Source organism: Micromonospora sp. NPDC002411, assembly GCF_053592955.1.
In genome coordinates this window covers 1-20,826 of the sequence record NZ_JBSFBM010000012.1, presented here as the reverse complement: position 1 = coordinate 20,826, position 20,826 = coordinate 1, and the positions used below count along the sequence as shown (strand labels likewise).

Genomic DNA, 20,826 nt, shown 5'->3' with positions numbered 1-20,826 from the left:
AGTTGAGTGAACTTGACTCAATACTGCCACGCGTTGGCCAATCGTCAAGTCGGGTTGAGTCAACCCGACGCAACCCCACTCGCAATTACCGTCCGGTTGTCTTCCCTTGCATCGGTCGGGCACGCTTTAGCGGTGACGACGCACGGCGATCCCGCCACCCGTTCCGGCGCGCCTGCCGTCGCCACCCGCACCGGCCCGCCGGACGCCACGGAGGAGCCGTCCGCCACCACCGGGGACGACAGCCTCCCCAGCGCGCTGTCGGGCCTCCGGGAGGCGATCGGCGCTACCCGGTACCCTCTCGCGCTGCCCTCCGCCAGCGCCTCCCGGCACACCGCCACGGCCCTGACCGACCAACTCGACGACTACCTGCTACCCCGGCTCGCCCGACTGGACGCCCCCCTGCTCGTGGTGGTCGGCGGCTCCACCGGAGCGGGCAAGTCGACACTGGTCAACAGCCTGGTCAAGGCCCGGGTCAGCGCCGCCGGCGTGCTCCGGCCGACCACCCGGTCCCCGGTGCTGGTCTGCAACCCGTCCGACGCGGCCTGGTTCCGGCAGGGTGACCTGCTGCCCGGGCTGACCCGCACCACCGAACCGAGCGAAGACCCGCGCGCCCTGCACCTGGTCACCGCGCCGGCCCTGCCCCCCGGGCTGGCCTTCATCGACGCGCCCGACATCGACTCGGTGGTCGACGCCAACCGGGCCCTCGCCACCCAACTGCTGGCCGCCGCCGATCTCTGGCTTTTCGTCACCACTGCCGCCCGGTACGCCGACGCGGTGCCCTGGGAGCTGCTGCGCAGCGCCCGGGCGCGAGGCGCGGTGATCGCCATGGTGCTGGACCGGGTGCCCGCGGAGGCCACCGACGAGATCTCCGCGCACCTGGCCGAGATGCTCGCCGAACAGGGCCTCGGCCAGGCGCCGCTGTTCGTGCTGCCGGAGACCTGGGTCGACGGGCAGGGCCTGCTGCCCGAAGGGGTGACCGCGTCACTCGCCGACTGGTTCGCCCGGCTGGCCGCCGACGCGGACGCCCGGGCAGCGGTGGTCCGCCAGACGTTGGACGGGGCGCTGGCCGCGCTGCACCCCGCCGTCGAGGAGTTGGCCGACGCCGCCGACGAGCAGGTCGCCGCCGCCGACGCACTGGACGAACGGGTCCGGGCCGCGTACCGGGGTGCCGAGCGCACCGCCGAGCAGGGGCTCCAGGACGGTCGGCTGCTCCGGGGGGAGGTGCTCGCCCGCTGGCAGGAGTTCGTCGGCACCGGCGAGCTGTTCCGCACCCTGGAGGCACGGATCGGCCGCCTACGGGACCGGGTCGTCGCCGCTGTCACCGGGCGGCCGGCACCTGCCACCGAGCTTCGCAACGCCATCGAGTCGCAGCTGGTGACACTGCTGCGCGGGGTGGCCTCGGAGGCCGCCGAATCCGCGTACACCGGGTGGAAAGCGCACCCGGCGGGTGCCGGGCTGCTCGACCCCGCGCTGGCCCACCCGAGCGACGACCTGCCGGCACGCGCCGAACGGATGGTCCGGGACTGGCAGCGCGGGGTGTTGGAGCTGGTCCGGGTCGAGGGCGGTGACAAACGGTTCGTGGCCCGCACCGCCGCGTACGCGGTCAACGCCACCGGGCTGGCCGTGATGATCGCCGTCTTCGCGTCCACCGCGTTCATCCCCACCGGGCTGGAGGTGGCCACCGGGGCCGGCACCACCGTCGCCGCGCAGGCCGTACTCCAGGCGATCTTCGGCGACCAGGCGGTGCGTACCCTCGCCGCCAAGGCCCGCACCGACCTGCTGAGCCGGGTGCGGACGCTGCTCGACGCGGAGGCCGAGCGCTTCCTGAGTCGCACCGCGGACGCCCGCCCCGCCGCGGACGTCGGTGACGGCCTACGCCGGGCCGCAGGGCGGGTCGAACTGGCCCGACACCGCAGCGGCCTGTCCGCCGCTGGCGACAGCCGGCCGGCCGTCGACGAGGAGGGTTCCCGGTGACGAACATCACCGGCCGGCTCCGCGAGGCGTTCCGCGGAGACCAACGGGTCGACGCCGACGCGCTGATCGCCCGGCTGGACGCGGTACGCCGGTTCCTGGCCGCGGTGGACGGCCTGCTGCCGGACGCCGAACTCGTGCCCGCGCACACAGTGGTCGAGCGGGCTGGCACCCGGCTCGCGCTGTCCCGCGACCACACAGTGGTCGCTCTGGCCGGCGCGACCGGCAGCGGCAAGTCCAGTCTGTTCAACGCGTTGGCCCGGTTGGAACTGTCGCCGGTCGGGGTCCGCCGGCCGACCACCGGCGTGACCCACGCCTGCGTGTGGGGGCCGTTGGAGGGCGCCAACCGTCTGCTCGACTGGACCGGCGTGCTGCCCCGACACCGCTTCGTCCGGGAGAGCGCCCTGGACGCGGACGACGAGTCGGCGCTGCACGGGCTGATCCTGCTCGACCTGCCCGACTTCGACTCGGTGCAGCGGTCCCACCGGCTGGAGGTGGACCGGCTGCTCGGCCTGGTCGACCAGGTGGTCTGGGTGGTCGACCCGCAGAAGTACGCCGACCGGGTCATCCACGACAACTACCTGCGCGAGTTCCACCGGCACCGCGACGTCACGCTGGTCGTGCTCAACCAGGCCGATCGGCTGCCCCCGGCCGAGTTGCCCCGGGTCATGGACGACCTGCGCCGGCTGCTCGACTCGGACGGGCTGACCGGGGTGCCCCTGCTGGCCACCACCGCCATCGACCCGGCCGGGATGGTCGGACTGCGCGACGCGTTGGAGCGGACCGTCGCCGAGCGGCAGGCCGCGCTGCGGCGGCTCGCCGGTGACGTCGACACCGTCGTCGTCGGGCTGGACGAACTGGTCGGCTCGGCCCGACCCGCCGGTGGTCCGGACGACGGGGCTGTCGCCGGGTTGAACCGGGCGTTGGCCGATGCCGCTGGCGTGCCGGCGGTGAGCGAGGCGGTGGAGCGGGCGTACCGGCATCGGGCCGGCGCGACCACCGGCTGGCCGGTGGTCCGGGGCTGGCGACGGTTGCGGCCCGACCCGCTGCGTCGGCTGCACCTACCCGGCCCGGTCGGCGCGGACGCCGACCCGGCGGAGAGCCTGGTGGCGGCGACCTCGGTGCCCGACCCGACGGTCGCGCAGCGCTCTGCCCTGGGCCTCGCGATCCGCGCGGTGGCCGACCGCGCCGCCGGCGACCTGCCCGCCGCCTGGCCGACGGCGGTGACCTCCGCCGCCCGGTCCCGCCTCGACGACATGCCGGACGCGTTGGACCGGGCGATCGCCGGCACCGACCTCGGCCTGGACCGTCAGCCGGTGTGGTGGCGGGTCGTGGGCAGTGTGCAGTGGTTGGTCACCCTGGCCGCCGCGGTCGGCCTGGGCTGGCTGGTGCTCGGCTACGCGCTACGGATACTCGGCCTGCCCGCGTTGGACAACCCGATGGTCGGGCAGGTGCCACTGCCGACGCTGCTGCTGCTCGGCGGTCTGCTCGCCGGGCTGCTGGTGGCGGCGCTGACCCGACCGGTGATTCGCTGGGCCGCCCGGCGCGCGCGGGCCCGTGCCCGGCAACGGCTGACGGTCCGGGTCGCCGAGGTGGGCGAGGAGTACGTGCTCGCGCCGGTGCGAATCGTGCTCGGCTCGTACGCGCAGGCACGCGACGCGCTGCGGGACGCCGCCCGCCGCTGACGTCCGACGCGGCTCGCTACCGCTCTGCGTACGCCCTGGGCGGCGTAGGGTCGAAGCATGGCCACGCCTCAGACCCCCTACGACGCGGTGCTGCACGCCGCACGCGACGTGACCAAGCTGGAGTCCGCCCTCGACGCCGAGATGCTCGGCAGCGCGCTGCTGGGCAGTGTCTACGCCATCGCGGAGACCGACCGCGACACCGCCGTACGGGAGTTCGTCACCGGGTTTCTCGCCGCCACCGCCCGACGCCGGATCGCGTCGGCGACCACCATCCGCCAGATCTTCGCCAGGCTCGTTCCGGACGCCGAGGGCACCGAGCGGGTACGCCCGGGCAGCCAGGCGCCCAGCTGGACCGGTCAGCTCGGCCGGGTGCACCTCACCGGCTCCTGGGCGTACGGCGACGTCTACGGCGACCAGACCTCCTACCTCGCCACCTTCGCCTACGACGACGCGTCCGGCGGCTCCGAGCACGCGCTGGTGGCCCTCGTGGACCACAACATCGGGATCACCAAGGACATCTTCGTGGGCGGGCCGGCCGAACGGATCCTGGACCAGGTCCGGCAGATGTGCGCGGACGACGAGCTGACCTGGTTCCGTACCGAGAACCCAGCCCGGCTCCGAGGCGAGGTGGCCCGCCACCTCGCGGTGACCGACGAGCTGAGCGAGTTGCCCGGCGAGGGTTCGCTGGCCACCGACCGGGCGCTCGTCGGCGCCCGACTGGCGATGCTGCCCACCGCGACCGAGCCGACCGGTCCGGCGGAGGTCGAGCCGCTCTCCGCCGCCGAACGCACCGACCTGGTCCGGCGGTTCCTCGCCGCGCCGGAGGCCACCCGTTTCGGCCTGGACTCCGTCGACGGCCCGGAGTTGGCTTCGCTGCACTTCTGCCTGAGCCTGCTGCTGGACCACTCAGCAACCTTCCCGGACGCCGACCCGATGCGCTGGAGCCCGGCGGTGTCCGGGCTCTTCCTGCTGGACTGGGTGCACCGTCGGGCCGTGCTCGACATGGACGACGCGGCGATGCTGCCCCGGGTGCTGCGGGCGTGGGCGCGGTACGCGTCCCGCCAGCGCGGCCTGCCCGAGGCGGCGACGACCCGCACCGACGAGGCGATCGAGGAGATGGTGCCAGAGTTCGCGCGCCTCTACTCGACGGGTGAGCGGCGCAGCGCCGCCACCGCCGCCGTGGCCCAGCTGATGGCCGACGGAGTGGACCCGGACGACCCGGCCGCGCTGGACGCGTGGATCGAGGCGAACCGACACCGCCTCGCCGACGACGGCGCCTGACGACATCCGAGGCGGGCGGTGCGATGCCGCCCGCCTCGACCAGGCCCGGCGTCCCGCGCCCGGCCTAGCGTTCGTTCCAGGCCGGTCCGGCGGCCAGGCCCGTTCAGCGCAACGGGCCGAAGATCGCCGCGGCGATCAGTGCGCCGAGCACGCCGCCGGCGAGCACCTGCGGCACCGTGTGGTCGCCCAACCGCACCCGGGACCAGCCGACCAACGCCAGGAGCGGTGCGGCGACGACCACGCGCGTCCCGAAGGTCAGCGTCAGGATGACCAGGGTGCCGGCGGTCACCGCCGAGTGGATCGACATCTTCCACCAGTGGCTGACCGACACGGCGACCACCAGGCCGACCAGCCCGGCCAGGGCCAGCGCCAGCACCGGGCGGGGTGCGTCGAGCACGGCGAGCAGGGCGAGCCCTCCCGCGACCGAGCCGAGGCCCACCAGCAACGGTGCCCGGCGCTGCTCCCGCCGGCCGATGTGATGGTCCGTGAGCCGGCCGCGGCGTACCCCGCCGACGATGTAGGCGAACGGGATGCCGGTGACGAAGAACGTGGCGAGCAGCCCCCAGACGAGACCCTGACCGGGGCGGCTCGCGCTGTGCCAGCTCACCGTGAGGATGAGCAACGACACGAGCACTGCCGGTGCGGTCACCTCGGTGACCAGCCGGGCGACTCGTTGGCCCGGGCCAGGTCGGGTGGTGACCGGGCGGAGTTCCGCACCGCCGCCCACGCCACCCCCTCCGGTACGCGCCTACCGTCGAACGCCCCCGGCACCGGATGGGCCGCGGCTGTTCGTCACCGTACCGCCGGTGGCACCACGGGGTGTGCCGGTCGGGCCAGCGGCACCGGGCAGATCGTGGGAGCCGCGGAAGCGGTCGGCTATGACGGAACTGCCGGGCCGGGCCGGCTGGCCGGTGCGGCGGTGGTCGCGGGCGTCGCGGACGGCAGCGCGGTCGCGGACGGCGCGGGCGTCGTGGGTGGCGGCGCGGGCGTGGTGGACGGCGGCGCGGGCGTCGTGGGTGGCACGGACCGGGTGCTGGTCGGCGCTGCGGTGGCGGTCGAGGGGTCGGTCGGCGTGGAGGTCGGACCCACCGTGGGGCTCGGGTCGACCGTCGGTGTCGGCTCGAACGTGGGCGTCGGGTCCACCGTCAGGGTCGGGGTCGGATCAGGCCCGGTGGAGCCGGTCGGATCCGGGTCCGGTGGATCCGTCGGGTCCGGATCTGACGAACCGGTGGGGTCCGGGTCGGTCGGGTCCGGGTCTGGTGAACCGGTCGGGCCCGGGTCGGTCGGCGAAGCGGTCGGCGGCGGCGGAGCGACGGGCGGCGGTACGGCCGGCGAGGTGCCCCGGGTGGGTTTCGGTGCCGGCGGGCGGGTCGTCGTCCCCCGCAGGGCGGGACCCCGGTCGGCAGTGGCCGGCTCCTCAGGGGAACGGCGGGGAGCGGCGGGCAGCCAGCCGCTGGGTGGAACGACGCTGGGTGTGCCGGGCGGTGGGAGCCCTGGCTGGCTGGTCATCGGCAGCGGGATCAGAACCGGGCCGACCGACGGGGTCGGGATGAAGGGGGTGCTGCTGTCCGGCAGTGCGGTGCTGCCCGGAGTGGCCGAGCCGGCGCTGATCGCGGCGAGGATCGGCATCGACGCGGTCCCGGCCAACAGGGCGACGGTGAGCAGGTAACCCCGGGTGGGGCCGCCGCTGCCGGGGGCACGGTGCACACCGACCACCCGGCGGTAACCGCCTGCGGACCGGTGCCGGCCGAGCGCCGGTGTGCCGGGACCGTCACCTGGCTCGTGCACCGCACACCCCTTGTCGTAGCCGTCGGCCGAGATGGAGAGACGCCCCGCCAAAGCTGGCAAATAACCCGATAGGCGCGATCCTGCGGGAATCAGCCTTCCGCAGTCACCCTGCGTTAGCCAACCTCCACCGCGTGTCGACACGCGGTGCTGACCGAACGGTGACGAATCGTCGCCGGATCACCCTGGAGACGCAGCCCGGCATGATGACGACAAACGATGGCAAAGCGTGGCCGGTCGAGATGCGAGGTAGGCGTACTGTGGGCGCGCTCACCTGCTCTGCGAATATGGAGCACGACGGCAACGCAGCCGTGACCTCCGCGCACCCTCGCGGCAGGCGCGGTTGAGCGCCGGCACTCCCGATCCGGGTTCGGCCAGAACCCGGTTCACGCCGTGCGGCAACCCCCACCGGGGCTAGGCGCGGCCGCCAGGAACCCGTCCGGCAGCAGCCGGGCAGGCGCACGAGTTGCGCGGCCGGGTGATCCCCCGGTGCCGACGCAGACACGACAGGGAGAGACCGATGGCAAAGGGCGACCCCGGGGGCACCACCCGCAGCAGGCGGCCTGCACCCCGCTCCAAGAAGGGCGCAGCCGGTAATCCGGAGCTGGTGCAGCTGCTCACCCCGGACGGTGAGCGCATCGACAGCGCCACCGGGCCGGACGGCACCGAGTACCGCGTGGACTTCACCGACGAGGAATACCGCGGGCTCTACCGCGATCTGGTGATGGTCCGCAAGCTGGACGCCGAGGCGACCGCCCTCCAGCGCCAGGGCGAGCTGGGCCTCTGGGCCAGCCTGCTCGGCCAGGAGGCCGCCCAGGTCGGCTCCGGGCGGGCGCTGCGATCGCAGGACATGGCTTTCCCGACCTACCGGGAGCACGGCGTCCTCTACTGCCGGGGCATCGACCCGATCATGCCGCTGGGCCTGTTCCGCGGTGTCGACCAGGGCGGCTGGGACCCGAACGAGTTCAAGTTCAACATGTACACGATCGTCATCGGTGCGCAGACCCTGCACGCCACCGGTTACGCCATGGGCATCACCATGGACGGCAAGATCGGCAACGACGACGGCGAGGCCGCGATCGCCTACTTCGGCGACGGGGCTACCAGCCAGGGCGACGTGAACGAGGCGTTCGTCTGGGCCAGCGTCTTCAACGCGCCGCTGGTCTTCTTCTGCCAGAACAACCAGTACGCGATCTCCGAGCCGTTGGAACGGCAGACCCGGGTCCCGCTCTACCAGCGGGCCGCCGGCTTCGGTTTCCCCGGCGTACGGGTGGACGGCAACGACGTGCTGGCCTCCTACGCGGTGACCCGCACGGCGCTGGACAACGCCCGGCACGGGCAGGGCCCGAGCCTGATCGAGGCCTACACCTACCGGATGGGCGCCCACACCACCTCCGACGACCCGACCCGCTACCGGATCGCCAGCGAGGTCGAGTCGTGGCAGGCCAAAGACCCGATCACCCGGGTCAAGGCCTTCCTGGAGAAGCAGCAGATCGCCGACGCGGCCTTCTTCGCCGAAGTCGACGAGCAGGCCCGCCGCGAGTCGGTGCACCTGCGCGAGCGGGTGCTCAACATGCCCAACCCGGAGCCGGTGACGATGTTCGACCACGTCTACCCCAACGGCTCTCCGCTGCTCGACGAGCAGCGCGCGAAGTTCAACCGCTACATGGAGTCGTTCGAGGGGAGCGCCCACTGATGGCCACGGAGACGCTCACCATCGGCAAGGCCCTCAACACCGGCCTGCGCCGCGCCCTGGAGACCGACCCCAAGGTCATCATCATGGGCGAGGACGTCGGCAAGCTCGGCGGCGTCTTCCGGATCACCGACGGGCTCCAGAAGGACTTCGGCGACCAGCGGGTGATCGACACCCCGTTGGCCGAGTCCGGCATCATCGGCACGGCGGTCGGTCTGGCCATCCGTGGCTATCGGCCGGTCTGCGAGATCCAGTTCGACGGTTTCGTCTACCCCGCGTACGACCAGATCGTGTCGCAGGTGGCGAAGATGCACTACCGCTCGGGCGGCAAGCTCAGCATCCCCATGGTGATCCGGATTCCGTTCGGCGGCGGCATCGGCGCCGTCGAGCACCACTCCGAGTCGCCGGAGGCGTACTTCGCGCACACCGCCGGCCTGAAGGTCGTGACCTGCTCCAACCCGCAGGACGCGTACGTGATGATCCAGCAGGCCATCGCCTCGGACGACCCGATCGTCTTCCTGGAGCCCAAGCGGCGCTACTGGGAGAAGGGTCAGGTCGACCTGGACGCGCCGCTGTCCGAGGCGTACCCCCTGCACTCGGCCCGGGTCGTGCGGCCCGGCACCGACGTCACGGTGCTGGCCTACGGGCCGATGGTGCGGACCTGCCTGGAGGCGGCAACCGCGGCGGCCGAGGACGGCCGGGAGATGGAGGTCATCGACCTGCGCTCGCTCTCCCCGCTGGACCTGAGCGCCGCGTACGAGTCGGTGAAGCGCACCGGCCGCGCGGTCGTCGTGCACGAGGCGCCGTCGAACATCGGTCTCGGCGCCGAGTTGGCCGCCCGGATCACCGAGGAGTGCTTTTACTCCCTGGAGTCGCCGGTGCTGCGGGTGACCGGCTTCGACACCCCCTACCCGGCCGCCCGGGTGGAGGAGGAGTACCTGCCCGACCTCGACCGGGTGCTCGACGCCGTCGACCGCACCTTCGGCTGGTGAGCGACATGTCCCGGATCAAGACGTTCAACCTGCCCGACCTGGGCGAAGGGCTGACCGAGGGCGAGATCCTGACCTGGCTCGTCAAGGTCGGCGACATCATCGAGTTGAACCAGCCGATCGTCGAGGTGGAGACGGCCAAGGCGGCCGTGGAGATCCCGGCGAAGTGGGCCGGGCAGGTGCAGGCGATCCACCACCCCGAGGGCACCACTGTGGAGGTGGGTGCGCCGATCATCGCGATCGACACCGACCCGGGTGCCGGTCCGCTGGACGCCCCGTCGACCACGGCCACCCCCAGCGGCGACCTGCCCATCCCGTCGGCGGCTTCGCTGGCGGCGGTGGAGGTGGCACCGGCCGAAGGCATGGTGGAGCCCGGTCTGATCGGCGGTGCGGCCCCGGGTGGGCGGACCGCGGTGCTGGTCGGCTACGGCCCGCGTACGACCTCTGCCAAGCGCCGCCCGCGCAAGGGCGGCGTCCCGGCACAGGCCGCCGCGACGCCGGCTCCGGTCGCGCCGGCACCCGCCCCGGCTCCGGTCGCACCTGGGCATAACGGGCAGGGCGTCGCGGCGACGGGCGGTCTGGTGCTCGCCAAGCCGCCGGTGCGCAAGCTCGCCAAGGATCTGGGTGTCGACCTGACCGCCCTGACCGGTTCGGGTCCGCTGGGCTCGATCACCCGGGAGGACGTGCAGCAGGCGGCGAACGGCGCCGCGGTGGTGGCCGAGCCGATCGCGGCGACGGCGACGAGCGCCGCGAGCTTCGGCGCGGACCGCGAGCAGCGCATCCCGGTCAAGGGGGTACGCAAGCTCACCGCCGAGAACATGTCGCGCTCGGCGTTCACCGCTCCGCACGTGACGGAGTTCCTGACCGTCGACGTGACCCGGGCGATGAAGGCTCTGGAGCGGCTGCGCAGCCGACGGGAGTGGCGCGACGTACGGGTCTCGCCGTTGCTGCTGGTGGCCAAGGCGGTGCTGCTGGCGGTGAAGCGTCACCCGATGGTCAACTCGACCTGGGCGGGCGACGAGATCGTGGTCAAGGAGTACGTCAACCTCGGTATCGCGGCGGCCACCGAGCGTGGCCTGATCGTGCCGAACGTCAAGGACGCCGGCCGACTCTCGCTGCGCGAGTTGGCGGACTCGCTGACCGACCTGGTGCAGACGGCCAAGTCCGGCCGCACCTCGCCGGCGGACATGTCTGGTGGCACGTTGACCATCACGAACGTCGGGGTGTTCGGGGTGGACACCGGCACGCCGATCCTGCCGCCGGGCGAGTCCGCGATCCTGGCCTTCGGCGCGGTGCGGGAGATGCCCTGGGTGCACAAGGGCAAGGTCAAGGTGCGTCAGGTGACCACGCTGGGGCTGAGCTTCGACCACCGGATCATCGACGGTGAGCTGGGCTCGAAGTTCCTGCGCGACATCGGCGACTTCCTCGCCGATCCGGAGGCGGCGCTGCTCGCCTGGACCTGATCGTTCGTAACGCCAGCCACGGCCGGTGTGCCACGGGTTAACGCCCGGCACACCGGCCGTGTCGTTTGGGCGACGGAACCGTCGGCCGAGACGCCTGTTGACCTTTGATTGTTAGGCAAGTGTCTCAGCTCACCTAATAATCGATGGAACTTCACCTGCCTCTGGTGTTGAATAGACGCATCAGGGGCTGACAACCGAATAACTAGGGGGACCCACCAATGAGCATGATCGAGCGAATCCGCAACCACCGCGACGCCAACCGCCGCGCCCGTGCCATCGAGCACGCGCTGCGCTCGGCGAACTCGCCGGCGGTCCGCGAGGAGATCCTCGTCATCGCCCAGCGTCACATGAGCTGACGCTCCACGACATTCCGCACCTCCTCCAGATCGATGGCCCACCCGGCCCACCGGGTGGGCCATCGGCGTTTCCCACCACCCACCACCGGGATTCCGCCCTGCCGCAGCGCCCGGTACGGTGGGCTTCGGTCGCCGCCCGCCGACCCGGCAGAGGCCGAGCTGACAGAAGCTGCTCGCCACCGACCGGCCACGCGCAGTGACGACCGGTGCTCCTTGGACGCGCCGTGCCGCTACCCGATACCGTGCGGGGAGCCGGCACAGCGGCACGCCGGTGACGCCGGCAGCCATGCCGAGGAGACCGATCGGCACCGGCGAGCCGACATGTGATGGAGGAGGCGCACCCATGACGTCCGAGGGCCCGCACCGTCCCGGCCAAGAGCCGGACGAGGTGTCACCGGGCGCCGGCGGACCGGCGCCGTACGGCGACCGCCCGGCGCAGCCGGACAACGGCCAGAACGCCGCCGGCCCCGACCTGGGCTGGGCGCCCCCGCCGCCGACGCGGCCCAACCCGTCGACGCCGGCATGGGCGACCCAGGCTGAGCAGCCGCCCGCCCCCGCCTGGGGTGCTGCCCCGCAGCCCAACGACCCGGCGCAGCCCGCCTGGGCCGCAGGCGGTGGCACGAGCGAGCCGCCGCAGCAGCAGCCCGGCACGTGGGGGGCCGCGCAACAGCAGGGTTGGACGCCGGCCGAGCAGACGTCACCGGCGCCCACCTGGGCCTCGGGTGCCGTTGAGCAGCCCGAGTGGGTGCAGGCCCAGCCGGCCGCGAGGGGTGCCGCGCAGGTGCCTCCGGCCACTGCTGCCTGGCCTGCCCAGGAAGATCCGGCCCAGTCCGGCGGCTGGGGTGGCGCCGCGCAGGCCAACCCGCCCGCTGGTGACTGGCGCGGCGCCGAGTCGCAGCAGCCCGAGCCGCAGCAGGCCGGCGGTTGGTCCGGCGGCGCCCAGCAGGACGACGCGTCCGGCAACGGCGGCTGGCCCGCCAGCACCGCTGCGCGTGACGACCAGCCGGCGTGGACGCCGGCCGAGCAGTCACCGCCGACCTGGGGTCAGCCCGCGGAGCCGCAGGAGCAGTCCGCCCCCGCATGGGGGCAGGCAGCCCCGCCGAACGCCGTCCGTGGGGCGGCTCAGGTGCCGGCACCGAGCCGGCCCGGCCAGGACGATCCGGCGCAGTCCGGCGGGTGGGCCGCACAGCAGCAGGCGCAACCCGCAGCCTGGAACGACGGCGGCGACGCACGCCAGGACCAGCCCGCGCAACCCGCCGCCTGGCAGGGCGCCGAGGGCCGTCCGCAGCAGCCCGACTGGGTGCTGGCACCCCAGGACCAGCCGACCGAGCGTCCGGAGCCGTCGGGGTGGACCCCGCCGGAGCAGAGCGGCCTGCCCGCTCGCGCCAGCGCCAGCGTGCCCGGTAACGACGGCGCGCCCGGCTGGCCTGCCAACCCGAACAACGCGGCACCGAACGCTCCCGCCGTGCCACAGGCCGAACCGTGGGCACCCGGTGAGGTGTGGGGTCGCGCCGAGGCGGAAGCTTCCGCCCAGTCCCGTGGTGGCTGGGAAGCCGACCGCGCCGACGAGGCGCCCGCCTACCAGCCCGGGCCCGCACCGGGCATCTCGCCGGCGAACGCCGTGCCGCTGCCCCCACAGGAGCAGCGCGTGCCGGGTGCCAGCCTGGCCGCAATCCCGCCGGCCGACTACGCGCCGCCGCAGGCCCACTTCGCTCCGATCCCCGAGCAGCCCGCGTACGCCGAGCGGGAGGCGCCGGACGCCGCCGCACAGTACGAAGCGGAGCCGGCCGGCTGGGGTCGCGCTGAGGACGCTTCCGCGAGCGGCGCGGTGGTGCCCGCCCCGCGTACCTCTCCGGAGTCCGGCGCGGGTCGTGCTGTCGTACCGGCGTCGGAGGCCGAGTCGGCGGCCGGCGTCGCCCGGGCCACGGCGAGCGCCTCGGTGCCGCTGGCCAGCCGGGTGATGCCCCCCACCGACCAGGCCGTCCGGCCGACCAGCACGGCCTCGCCACAACCTCGGGTGTACGGCCGCCCGGCTCGGCCCGAGCCGGAGAACGAGCCGGAGCCGGAGTCGTTCCAGGCCGACCCGGCAGCCGAGCGCCAGGCCGCACCCGATTGGCAGCACGACTCGCAACGGCCGGTCGTGCCCGAGTGGCAGCAGAACGACCCGCAGCGGCCGGTCATGCCGGAGTGGCAGAACGACCCGCAACGGCCGGTCGTGCCCGAGTGGCAGGACGACTCGCAGCGGCAGGGCGGCCCCGGCTGGGGTGGCGAGCCCGCAGCCGATCCGCGTTTCGACGACCGGCAGCCCGCACCCAACGCGTTCGGTGAGGCACCGCCGGCGTTCCCGCCGGGCGTGCCGTCCTTCGTCGACGCGCCCGGCAACAACAGGCCGGTGAACGGCAACCGGCCGCACGCCGGTGCGGAACGGCCGGCCGACCAGTTCGGCGGCCCCGGGTCGCCGGCCGCCGGCACCGCCGCGGTCAACGGCACCGCTGCCTTCGGCGGGCCGGACTTCGGTGGGTCAGGCTCCGGTGGCTTCGGTGGGCCGGGCTTCGGTGCCGGGCCGGCGACCGAGCCGGTGCCCGGCGGTAACTTCCCGCCGTCGTTTCCGCCCGCGCAGCAGCCTCCGGCGCCCTGGGGCCAGGACGCCGGCCAGGCGGACCAGGGTCGGTTCGACGCGTTCAAGCCGGACGCCGACGCGCCGAAGGTGGAACCCCCGGCGCCGAAGGTACGCAACGGCCGGGTGCTGGCCGCTGTCCTGATCGCCGCGGTCCTGATCCTGGCGGTGCCGCTCGGCCTGCTGATGCTGCTCGGCAAGTTCGGGGGCAACGACACGCCGGCCTTCGACCCGGCGGTCGGCACCTGCGTGAAGCAGTCCGGTGAGGGTGGCGCTTCGGCGGCGGACTGCGGCGAGGCGGACGCTTTCACGATCGTGTCGAAGGTGGACGCGAAGGAGAAGTGCACCGACACGACGCAGCCGCACGTGGTGCTGCCGGGCGACGGCACCAACCGGGTGCTCTGTCTCAAGCCGGCCGCGAAGTAACTCCACCGACGGCGGGGTCACGGGCGACCGTGACCCCGCCGTCGTCGTACCCGGTGGAGATCAGCCCTTGCTGCCACCGATCGCCACTATCAGGACTTCTCGACGCCTCCTGTCGTCCGGGTCACGGCGATCGGGCCTGCGGGGCGTGGCAGGCTGAGGGCATGGGAACGACAGCGCGTGTACGGGCGCCCGAACTGCGGGGCCGGCAGTGGCTCAACACCGGCGGCCGGAATCTGACCTTGCAGGACCTTCGCGGCAAGATCGTGATCGCGGACTTCTGGACGTTCTGCTGCATCAACTGCCTGCACGTCCTCGACGAGTTGCGCCCGCTGGAGGAGAAGTACGGCGACGTGCTCGTCGTGATCGGCGTGCACTCGCCGAAGTTCGAGCACGAGAAGGACCCGGATGCCCTCGCCGCCGCCGTCGAACGGTACGGGGTGCACCACCCCGTACTCGACGATCCCGAGATGGACATGTGGCAGCAGTACGCGGCGCGGGCCTGGCCGACGCTGTCGGTGATCGACCCCGAGGGGTACGTCGTCGCCACCATGGCGGGCGAGGGGCACGCCGAAGGGCTCGCCCGGTTGATCGACGAGCTGATCGCCACCCACGAGGCCAAGGGCACCCTGCACCGGGGCGACGGGCCGTACGTTCCGCCGCCGGCACCGGAGACCGCGCTGCGTTTCCCGGGCAAGGCGGCGCAGCTGCCGAACGGCAATTTGCTGGTGTCGGACTCGGCCCGGCACTCCCTGGTCGAGGTGGCACCGGACGGCGAGACGCCGGTGCGTCGGATCGGCTCGGGCGAGCGGGGCCGCGCCGACGGGCCAGCTGCCGCGGCGACGTTCTCCGAGCCGCAGGGGGTGTGCCTGCTGCCGACTCATGTCGCCGAGGTCGCCGGGTACGACCTGGTGGTGGCCGACACCGTCAACCACCTGCTGCGCGGCGTACGGCTGGAGTCCGGCGAGGTCGTGACAGTGGCCGGCAGCGGGCGGCAGTGGCGTGCCGAGGTCGACGACCACGCCCACGACGCGCTCGCCGTGGATCTCTCGTCTCCGTGGGACCTGGCCTGGTACGACGACAAGCTGATCATCGCGATGGCCGGTATCCACCAGCTCTGGTGGTTCGACCCGATCAAGCGGACCGCCGGCATGTACGCGGGCACCACCGTCGAGGCGCTGCGCGACGGCCCTCTGGCCGAGGCGTGGATGGCGCAGCCGTCCGGGCTCTCCGTCTCCGCCGACGGCACCCGGCTCTGGATCGCCGACAGTGAGACCAGCGCCGTCCGCTACATCGAGAACGGTGTGCTGGGCACGGCCGTCGGGCAGGGGCTGTTCGACTTCGGGCACGTGGACGGGCCGGCGGAGTCGGCGCTGCTCCAGCACCCGCTGGGGGTGTGCGCGTTGCCGGACGGCTCGGTGCTGATCGCTGACACGTACAACGGGGCGGTACGCCGCTTCGACCCGGACAGCAATCAGGTCTCCACTGTCGCCGACGGGCTGGCGGAGCCCAGCGACCTGGTGCTCACCCCGGCCGGTGAGGTGCTGGTGGTGGAGTCCGCCGCGCACCGGCTGACGCGGCTCGCTCCGGGTGCCCTGTCGGCGGCGGGTGCCAGCACGGTGGACGGGCCTCGGCACCGCACCGAGCGCAAGCCGACCGACGTCTCGGCCGGTGAGGTCACCCTGGACATCGTCTTCACCCCGGCGCCGGGGCAGAAGCTGGACGAGACGTACGGGCCGTCGACCCGGTTGGTGGTGTCCGCGTCTCCGCCGGAACTGCTGGTGGAGGGTGCCGGCACGGGCACCGAGCTGTCCCGTCGACTGGTGCTGAACAGCGAGGTCACCGCCGGGGTGTTGCAGGTGACCGCCCAGGCGGCCACCTGTGACGCGGACGTCGAACACGCGGCGTGCCACCTGACCCGGCAGGACTGGGGCGTACCGGTCCGGGTGGTCGACGGCGCGGTGACCCGGCTTCCGCTGGTGCTCCGCGGCCTGGACGCCTGACGCGTGTGGAGGGGCCCCGACGGGCCCCTCCGCTCACGCGAACGGCGCCAGGGACACGCCGGCGTCGATCAGGGTGGCGCGGACCAGTTCGGCGGCGGAAACAGCGCCCGGGGTGTCGCCGTGCACGCAGATCGAGTCGACCGAGCAGGGGATGACCGTGCCGTCCACCGCCACCACGACCCGTTCGACGGCCATCCGCACCGCCCGTTCGGCCACCTGCTCCGGGTCGCTGATCACGGCGCCGGGGGTGCCTCGGGGCACCAACGCCCCGTTGGGCAGGTACGCGCGGTCGGCGAAGGCCTCGGCGACGACCGGCAGGCCCGCGCCGACGGCGAGCTGGGCCAGCGTCGAGCCGGGTAGGCAGAGGACGGGCAACTCGGGGTCGTAGCCGGTGACCGCGGCGACCACCGCCGCCGCCTGGGATTCGTCGGTGCTGGTCGCGTGGTAGAGCGCGCCGTGCGGCTTGAGGTAGCGGACCCGGGTGCCGAACAACCGGCAGAACGCGTTCAGCGCACCGAGCTGGTAGATGACCTCGTCGCGGAGCTCGGCGAAGTCGTACGCGATGTGTCGCCGACCGAAGCCGGCCAGGTCCCGGTAGCCGACCTGCGCGCCCACCGCGACCCCGCGCCGCGCGGCGCCCTCGCAGACCCGCCGCATCGTGGACGGGTCGCCGCCGTGGAAGCCGCAGGCAACGTTGGCGGAGGTGACGAGGCTGAGCAGCGCCTCGTCGTCGCCGAGTCGCCAGATGCCGAATCCCTCGCCGAGGTCAGCGTTGAGGTCCATGGAATCTGACGGTAGTCCCTGGCCGGGCCTGCGCGAGCGGGGTCACGTCGGTGACCACCCCGACGACTGGGTATCCGCCGGTGGTGGGGTGGTCCGCCAGGAAGATCAGCGGTTGTCCGTCCGCCGGCACCTGCACCGCGCCCAGCACGATGCCCTCGCTGGGCAGTTCGCCGGCGACCGCGCGGGGCAGGGGTGCGCCGGCGAGTCGCGCGCCGACCCGGTTGCTCACCGGGCTGAGGGTGTACGCGGAGCCGAACAGCCGGTCGAGCGCGGTCGGCGTGAACCAGTCGTCGCGAGGGCCGAGGCGCAGTGTCAACCGCAGCTCGGGCGGGGGCGTCGGGCACACGGTCAGGTCCACCGGGGCTGGTGCGCCCAGCGGCTGGCCGAGCGGCACCCGGTCGCCGTCGCGCAGCGGCGGCGGGCCGAGCCCGGAGAGAGTGTCGGTGGCTCGACTGCCGAGCACCGGCGACACGTCGATGCCACCCGCCACCGCCAGCCAGCTCCGTACGCCCTGTCGGGCGGGGCCGATCCGCAGCACCGTTCCGGCCGGCACTGTGAGCGGGCGTCCGGTGTCGGCGGGCCGAGCACCCGCCTGGACCGTGACGTCGGCACCGGTGAGCGCGACAGTGGTGGCCCGGGTCAGCCGCAGCGTGCAGCCGGTCAGGGTGATCTCCAGCCCGGCGGCGTGCTCGGGGTTGCCGACCAGCCGGTTGGCCAGCCGCAGCGCCGTCGGGTCGAGGGCACCAGAACGGGGTACGCCCAGGTGCGCCCAGCCGGGCCGGCCCAGGTCCTGCACGGTGGTGAGCGCCCCGGCGCGGAGCACCTCGATGGCGGCCGGGTGGGTCACGTCGCCACCATCCGGACCGACGTGCCGGGACCGAGTCGGGCCGGTGGGTCGGCGTGGACGTCGAAGAGGACCAGTTCGGTGCTGCCGACCAACTGCCAGCCACCGGGTGACGCACTCGGATAGATGCCGGCGTACGGGCCGGCGAGGGCGACCGAGCCGGCCGGCACCCGGGGGCGGGGTGTGGCCAACCGGGGCAGCGCCAACTCGGCGGGTAGCCCGGTCAGGTAGGGGAAACCGGGGGCGAATCCGCAGAACGCGACCCGGAACCGGGTGTCGGTCAGCCGGCGCAGCACGGCGGGCACGTCCACGTTCCAGTGCTCGGCCACTGTGGGCAGGTCCGGTCCGTCGAAGCGGACCGGGACGACGACCTCCGTGGCGGCACGGCCGGTTGTTCTGGCAACGGCGTCGGCTGCGGCGGGGCGGTGTGTCGCGGCGACGACGTCGCCCGCCCACCGGGTCAGCTGCTCGGCCGTGGCGGTCGGGTCCGGCAGACCGTCGAGCAGGACGGTGCTGGCCGCCGGCACGATCTCGACGGCGACCAGGTCGCCCTGCTCCCGACGCCGCCACAGCTCGGCCCGCCACGCTTCGACCAGCTCGACCTCGGGCACGTCGTCGTCGGTGGTGGTGGTGGTGCAGTCGAGCAGCAGGGCGTGCGCCCCGACGGGCCGGATCCGCATCGGCTCATCTTCGCCGATGGCCCGGAGTCGCGGTGTTCACGATGACGGTGCCGGGCGTCACCGACGCGACTACTTGAAAGTAACCTACGGTGCCGTAACCTGATGTCGTGACCACCTCCGCCCCGCTTCGCCTGAAGCCGGTCGACATCGGTAAGCCCCGGATGCGCGGCTGGCTGCACACGTACGCCTTCTTCGTCGCCCTGGTCTGCGGCATCGTGCTCTGCTCGATCGCCGCCACCCGACCGGGGTGGGCACCCCTGGTGAGCTGCCTCATCTACAGCCTGACGGTCTGCGGGCTGTTCGGCACGAGCGCTCTGTACCACCGTCGAGTGTGGTCGGAGCGCGGCTACCAGGTGATGCGCCGGATGGATCACTCGATGATCTTCGTGTTCATCGCCGGCACGTACACACCGCTCTGCGTGATGCTGCTCGCGCCCCGGCCGGCCACCGTGATGCTGGCCCTGGTCTGGGGTGGGGCACTGGCCGGCGTGGCCCTCAAGGTGGTCTGGCCGCACGCGCCGCGCTGGGTGTCCGCACCGCTCTACCTGGCGCTGGGCTGGGTGGCGGTGGCCATGCTGCCGGAGATCCTGCACGGCGGCGGAGTCGCGGCGCTGGTGCTGCTGATCGTCGGCGGCGCGATCTACAGCGTGGGCGCGGTCTTCTACGCGTTGCGGCGGCCCAATCCGTGGCCGACAGTCTTCGGCCACCACGAGTTCTTCCACGCCTGCACGCTGCTGGCGGCACTCTGCCACCACATCGCGATCTACTTCGCGCTGTTCGCCTGACCCAGACGGCGCCGCCATGATCGTGCTTGATCAAGGATGTAGTGGCCTCGATCGCACCCCGAGGGCCCTACTTCCTGGATCGAGCATGATCTCCAGGCGATCGCCGCGACGAGGCATCGGGCACACCTCAAGATCCGCGCAGCTTCGGTGACACTGCTGCCTCAACGCGCCCTCAGACAGCAACTTCACGGAAAGTGTGCAGATCTTGGCAGGCGCGGGGCTCGCGGCGCGCACACGAACTGGGGTGGAACGCGAGCCGGGGCCCCGCGACGCTGCGGGACCCCGGAGTGCGCGAGCGAGGATCAGACCGGGTGGCCCGGGCGACGAACCTCGCGGTACTCCCGCATGACCTGGTCGTCCTGGACCGGCACGACCCGGTCGGCCACGACGCGCTCCTCGCGTACCGGGGCGGCGACCACCGTCCGGCGGCGGCTGTTCCAGAAGTAGAGGGTGGCGAGCAGGCCGGCGACGCCGGCCAGCATCAGCACCCAGCCGACCACTGACAGGTTCAGCCAGCCCAGGCCGGCCTCCACGGCGAATGCGAAGATCGCGCCGAGCGCGATCAAGAAGATGCTGCCACCAATGCCCATGTCTCGCTCCTCGGCTCTAACCTGGCGTACGACGCGCCGCGGCCGTCGGTAGGGGTGCGGCAGGCATTGACTTACCCAGGCACGGAGATCGCCAATCGGGCAAGCTGAGGGCATGACGGACGCCGACCCCGAGACACGGACACTGGTCCTGCTGCGGCACGCCAAGGCCGAGCAGGGTAGCGACGCGGCGGACGACGCCGAACGACCGCTCAGCGCACGTGGGGAGTCCGACGCGGCGGCGGCAGGTGCCTGGCTGGCGCGGAACGGCCTGCTGCCCGACGTGGTGATCTGCTCGACTGCCAGACGCACCCGGCAGACCTGGCACGGGGTGGCGATGGGGATGACCGGTTCACCACCGGAGGGTGGTCCGACCGGTCCTCGACCGACGGTCCGTTACGAGCCCGGCGCGTACGACGCCCACCCCGAGGAGTTGTTGGCGCTGGTCCGCACTGTCGACCCGGCGGCCCGGACCGCACTGCTGATTGCCCACAACCCGGGCATTTCCCTACTTTCTGCGCTCCTTGATCCGGACGGGGCAGCCGAGGAGGGTCTGCGTACCGCCGAACTGGCGGTGCATCGTGGCCGATTCGACTGGGCGGAGCTGAGCCGGGCGGGAGCCCCGATCACTGCGGGGCACACCGCACGCGACTGAGCCACCCGCCGGTGACCGGCGGGTGGCTCAGGGGTACGCGCCCAGGCCGTGCTCAGGACGGCGGAGCGGTTGGTGGCGGCGGGTCTGGCGGCGGCGGCATCATCGCGGTCGGATGAGAGAGCCGGTTCTCCTCCACGATGAGGGTCCGGGCCCGCTTACGCCGGTCCTGCCAGAACCAGAGCGTGGTCAGCAGTACGGCCAGCCCGGCCAGGATGAAGACCCAGCC

17 protein-coding genes and 1 pseudogene are annotated in these 20,826 nt (G+C 73.0%); 11 read left to right on the top strand and 7 right to left on the bottom strand.

The window, feature by feature from the left end; all coding sequences use genetic code 11:
• Window positions 1-132 precede the first annotated feature (132 nt).
• From ACWCO3_RS03140 to ACWCO3_RS03130, 3 genes are read left to right on the top strand one after another with little or no spacing between them, the layout of a single operon-like run.
• On the top strand, window positions 133-1,974 hold the full coding sequence (locus ACWCO3_RS03140) for an ABC transporter (protein WP_423436382.1): 1,842 nt from the start codon (window positions 133-135) through the stop codon (window positions 1,972-1,974).
• On the top strand, window positions 1,971-3,656 hold the full coding sequence (locus tag ACWCO3_RS03135; RefSeq protein WP_358050158.1) for a GTPase: 1,686 nt from the start codon (window positions 1,971-1,973) through the stop codon (window positions 3,654-3,656). Before ACWCO3_RS03140 ends, ACWCO3_RS03135 begins: the two co-directional genes overlap by 4 nt.
• A 57-nt stretch (window positions 3,657-3,713) precedes the next feature.
• Window positions 3,714-4,937 carry a hypothetical protein gene (locus ACWCO3_RS03130; protein WP_145778228.1) on the top strand — a complete coding sequence of 408 codons (1,224 nt, stop codon included), beginning with the start codon at window positions 3,714-3,716 and terminating at the stop codon, window positions 4,935-4,937.
• Between the two features lie 103 nt (window positions 4,938-5,040).
• On the opposite strand, the gene ACWCO3_RS03125 is transcribed toward ACWCO3_RS03130, so the two are convergent.
• Together ACWCO3_RS03125 and ACWCO3_RS03120 are read right to left on the bottom strand one after the other, a co-directional pair.
• Window positions 5,041-5,664: a phosphatase PAP2 family protein gene (locus ACWCO3_RS03125; RefSeq protein WP_145778229.1), complete on the bottom strand. Its 624-nt coding sequence runs from the start codon at window positions 5,662-5,664 to the stop codon at window positions 5,041-5,043.
• Window positions 5,665-5,813: 149 nt separating this feature from the next.
• Window positions 5,814-6,725: a hypothetical protein gene (locus ACWCO3_RS03120; RefSeq protein WP_358075356.1), complete on the bottom strand. Its 912-nt coding sequence runs from the start codon at window positions 6,723-6,725 to the stop codon at window positions 5,814-5,816.
• A gap of 517 nt (window positions 6,726-7,242) precedes the next feature.
• Between ACWCO3_RS03120 and pdhA the strand changes: the two genes are divergently transcribed.
• The 6 genes from pdhA (at window position 7,243) to ACWCO3_RS03090 (ending at window position 16,266) form a co-directional block, all read left to right on the top strand.
• On the top strand, window positions 7,243-8,418 hold the full coding sequence (gene pdhA, locus ACWCO3_RS03115) for a pyruvate dehydrogenase (acetyl-transferring) E1 component subunit alpha (protein WP_357931680.1): 1,176 nt from the start codon (window positions 7,243-7,245) through the stop codon (window positions 8,416-8,418).
• Window positions 8,418-9,407, top strand: coding sequence for an alpha-ketoacid dehydrogenase subunit beta (locus ACWCO3_RS03110; protein WP_354883289.1), 990 nt, complete (start codon window positions 8,418-8,420; stop codon window positions 9,405-9,407). Before pdhA ends, ACWCO3_RS03110 begins: the two co-directional genes overlap by 1 nt.
• Complete coding sequence (locus tag ACWCO3_RS03105) at window positions 9,404-10,867, top strand: dihydrolipoamide acetyltransferase family protein (protein ID WP_208744895.1); 1,464 nt, start codon at window positions 9,404-9,406, stop codon at window positions 10,865-10,867. Before ACWCO3_RS03110 ends, ACWCO3_RS03105 begins: the two co-directional genes overlap by 4 nt.
• 218 nt (window positions 10,868-11,085) lie before the next feature.
• Window positions 11,086-11,223: a hypothetical protein gene (locus ACWCO3_RS03100; RefSeq protein WP_167393602.1), complete on the top strand. Its 138-nt coding sequence runs from the start codon at window positions 11,086-11,088 to the stop codon at window positions 11,221-11,223.
• Window positions 11,224-11,566: 343 nt separating this feature from the next.
• On the top strand, window positions 11,567-14,266 hold the full coding sequence (locus tag ACWCO3_RS03095; protein ID WP_358162391.1) for an LppU/SCO3897 family protein: 2,700 nt from the start codon (window positions 11,567-11,569) through the stop codon (window positions 14,264-14,266).
• A gap of 161 nt (window positions 14,267-14,427) precedes the next feature.
• Window positions 14,428-16,266, top strand: a complete 1,839-nt coding sequence (locus ACWCO3_RS03090; RefSeq protein WP_450008224.1) for an NHL domain-containing thioredoxin family protein — start codon at window positions 14,428-14,430, stop codon at window positions 16,264-16,266.
• Window positions 16,267-16,299: 33 nt separating this feature from the next.
• Here ACWCO3_RS03090 and ACWCO3_RS03085 read toward each other — a convergent pair whose 3' ends face one another.
• The 3 genes from ACWCO3_RS03085 to ACWCO3_RS03075 are packed head-to-tail and all read right to left on the bottom strand — an operon-like array spanning window position 16,300 to window position 18,573.
• Window positions 16,300-17,049, bottom strand: coding sequence for a LamB/YcsF family protein (locus tag ACWCO3_RS03085; RefSeq protein ID WP_145778234.1), 750 nt, complete (start codon window positions 17,047-17,049; stop codon window positions 16,300-16,302).
• Window positions 17,033-17,995 (bottom strand): 5-oxoprolinase subunit C family protein, encoded by a 963-nt coding sequence (locus ACWCO3_RS03080; RefSeq protein WP_450008247.1) that lies wholly within the window; start codon window positions 17,993-17,995, stop codon window positions 17,033-17,035. The genes ACWCO3_RS03085 and ACWCO3_RS03080 overlap by 17 nt, the downstream gene beginning before the upstream one ends.
• Window positions 17,893-18,573 (bottom strand): 5-oxoprolinase subunit B family protein, encoded by a 681-nt coding sequence (locus tag ACWCO3_RS03075; RefSeq protein ID WP_450008221.1) that lies wholly within the window; start codon window positions 18,571-18,573, stop codon window positions 17,893-17,895. The genes ACWCO3_RS03080 and ACWCO3_RS03075 overlap by 103 nt, the downstream gene beginning before the upstream one ends.
• A gap of 107 nt (window positions 18,574-18,680) precedes the next feature.
• Here ACWCO3_RS03075 and trhA point away from each other — a divergent pair, with 107 nt between their 5' ends.
• A complete protein-coding gene (trhA, locus tag ACWCO3_RS03070) occupies window positions 18,681-19,358 on the top strand; it encodes a PAQR family membrane homeostasis protein TrhA (RefSeq protein ID WP_145778237.1) in 678 nt (225 codons plus the stop codon).
• Between the two features lie 302 nt (window positions 19,359-19,660).
• Here trhA and ACWCO3_RS03065 read toward each other — a convergent pair whose 3' ends face one another.
• Window positions 19,661-19,948 carry a DUF6458 family protein gene (locus ACWCO3_RS03065; protein ID WP_450008219.1) on the bottom strand — a complete coding sequence of 96 codons (288 nt, stop codon included), beginning with the start codon at window positions 19,946-19,948 and terminating at the stop codon, window positions 19,661-19,663.
• Window positions 19,949-20,060: 112 nt separating this feature from the next.
• On the opposite strand from ACWCO3_RS03065, the gene ACWCO3_RS03060 reads away from it, so the two are divergent.
• On the top strand, window positions 20,061-20,600 hold the full coding sequence (locus tag ACWCO3_RS03060) for a SixA phosphatase family protein (protein WP_357931704.1): 540 nt from the start codon (window positions 20,061-20,063) through the stop codon (window positions 20,598-20,600).
• Between the two features lie 52 nt (window positions 20,601-20,652).
• Here ACWCO3_RS03060 and ACWCO3_RS03055 read toward each other — a convergent pair.
• Window positions 20,653-20,826 (bottom strand): annotated as a pseudogene (locus ACWCO3_RS03055) (DUF6458 family protein); the annotation flags it as partial.

Excerpts from the sequence above, each read along its gene's own strand:
- ACWCO3_RS03130 (WP_145778228.1), top strand. The coding sequence starts at position 3,714 with ATGGCCACGCCTCAGACCCCCTACGACGCGGTGCTGCACGCCGCACGC.
- pdhA (WP_357931680.1), top strand. The coding sequence starts at position 7,243 with ATGGCAAAGGGCGACCCCGGGGGCACCACCCGCAGCAGGCGGCCTGCA.
- ACWCO3_RS03110 (WP_354883289.1), top strand. The coding sequence starts at position 8,418 with ATGGCCACGGAGACGCTCACCATCGGCAAGGCCCTCAACACCGGCCTG.
- ACWCO3_RS03100 (WP_167393602.1), top strand. The coding sequence starts at position 11,086 with ATGAGCATGATCGAGCGAATCCGCAACCACCGCGACGCCAACCGCCGC.
- ACWCO3_RS03095 (WP_358162391.1), top strand. The coding sequence starts at position 11,567 with ATGACGTCCGAGGGCCCGCACCGTCCCGGCCAAGAGCCGGACGAGGTG.
- ACWCO3_RS03090 (WP_450008224.1), top strand. The coding sequence starts at position 14,428 with ATGGGAACGACAGCGCGTGTACGGGCGCCCGAACTGCGGGGCCGGCAG.
- ACWCO3_RS03085 (WP_145778234.1), bottom strand. The coding sequence starts at position 17,049 with ATGGACCTCAACGCTGACCTCGGCGAGGGATTCGGCATCTGGCGACTC.
- ACWCO3_RS03075 (WP_450008221.1), bottom strand. The coding sequence starts at position 18,573 with ATGCGGATCCGGCCCGTCGGGGCGCACGCCCTGCTGCTCGACTGCACC.
- ACWCO3_RS03065 (WP_450008219.1), bottom strand. The coding sequence starts at position 19,948 with ATGGGCATTGGTGGCAGCATCTTCTTGATCGCGCTCGGCGCGATCTTC.
- ACWCO3_RS03060 (WP_357931704.1), top strand. The coding sequence starts at position 20,061 with ATGACGGACGCCGACCCCGAGACACGGACACTGGTCCTGCTGCGGCAC.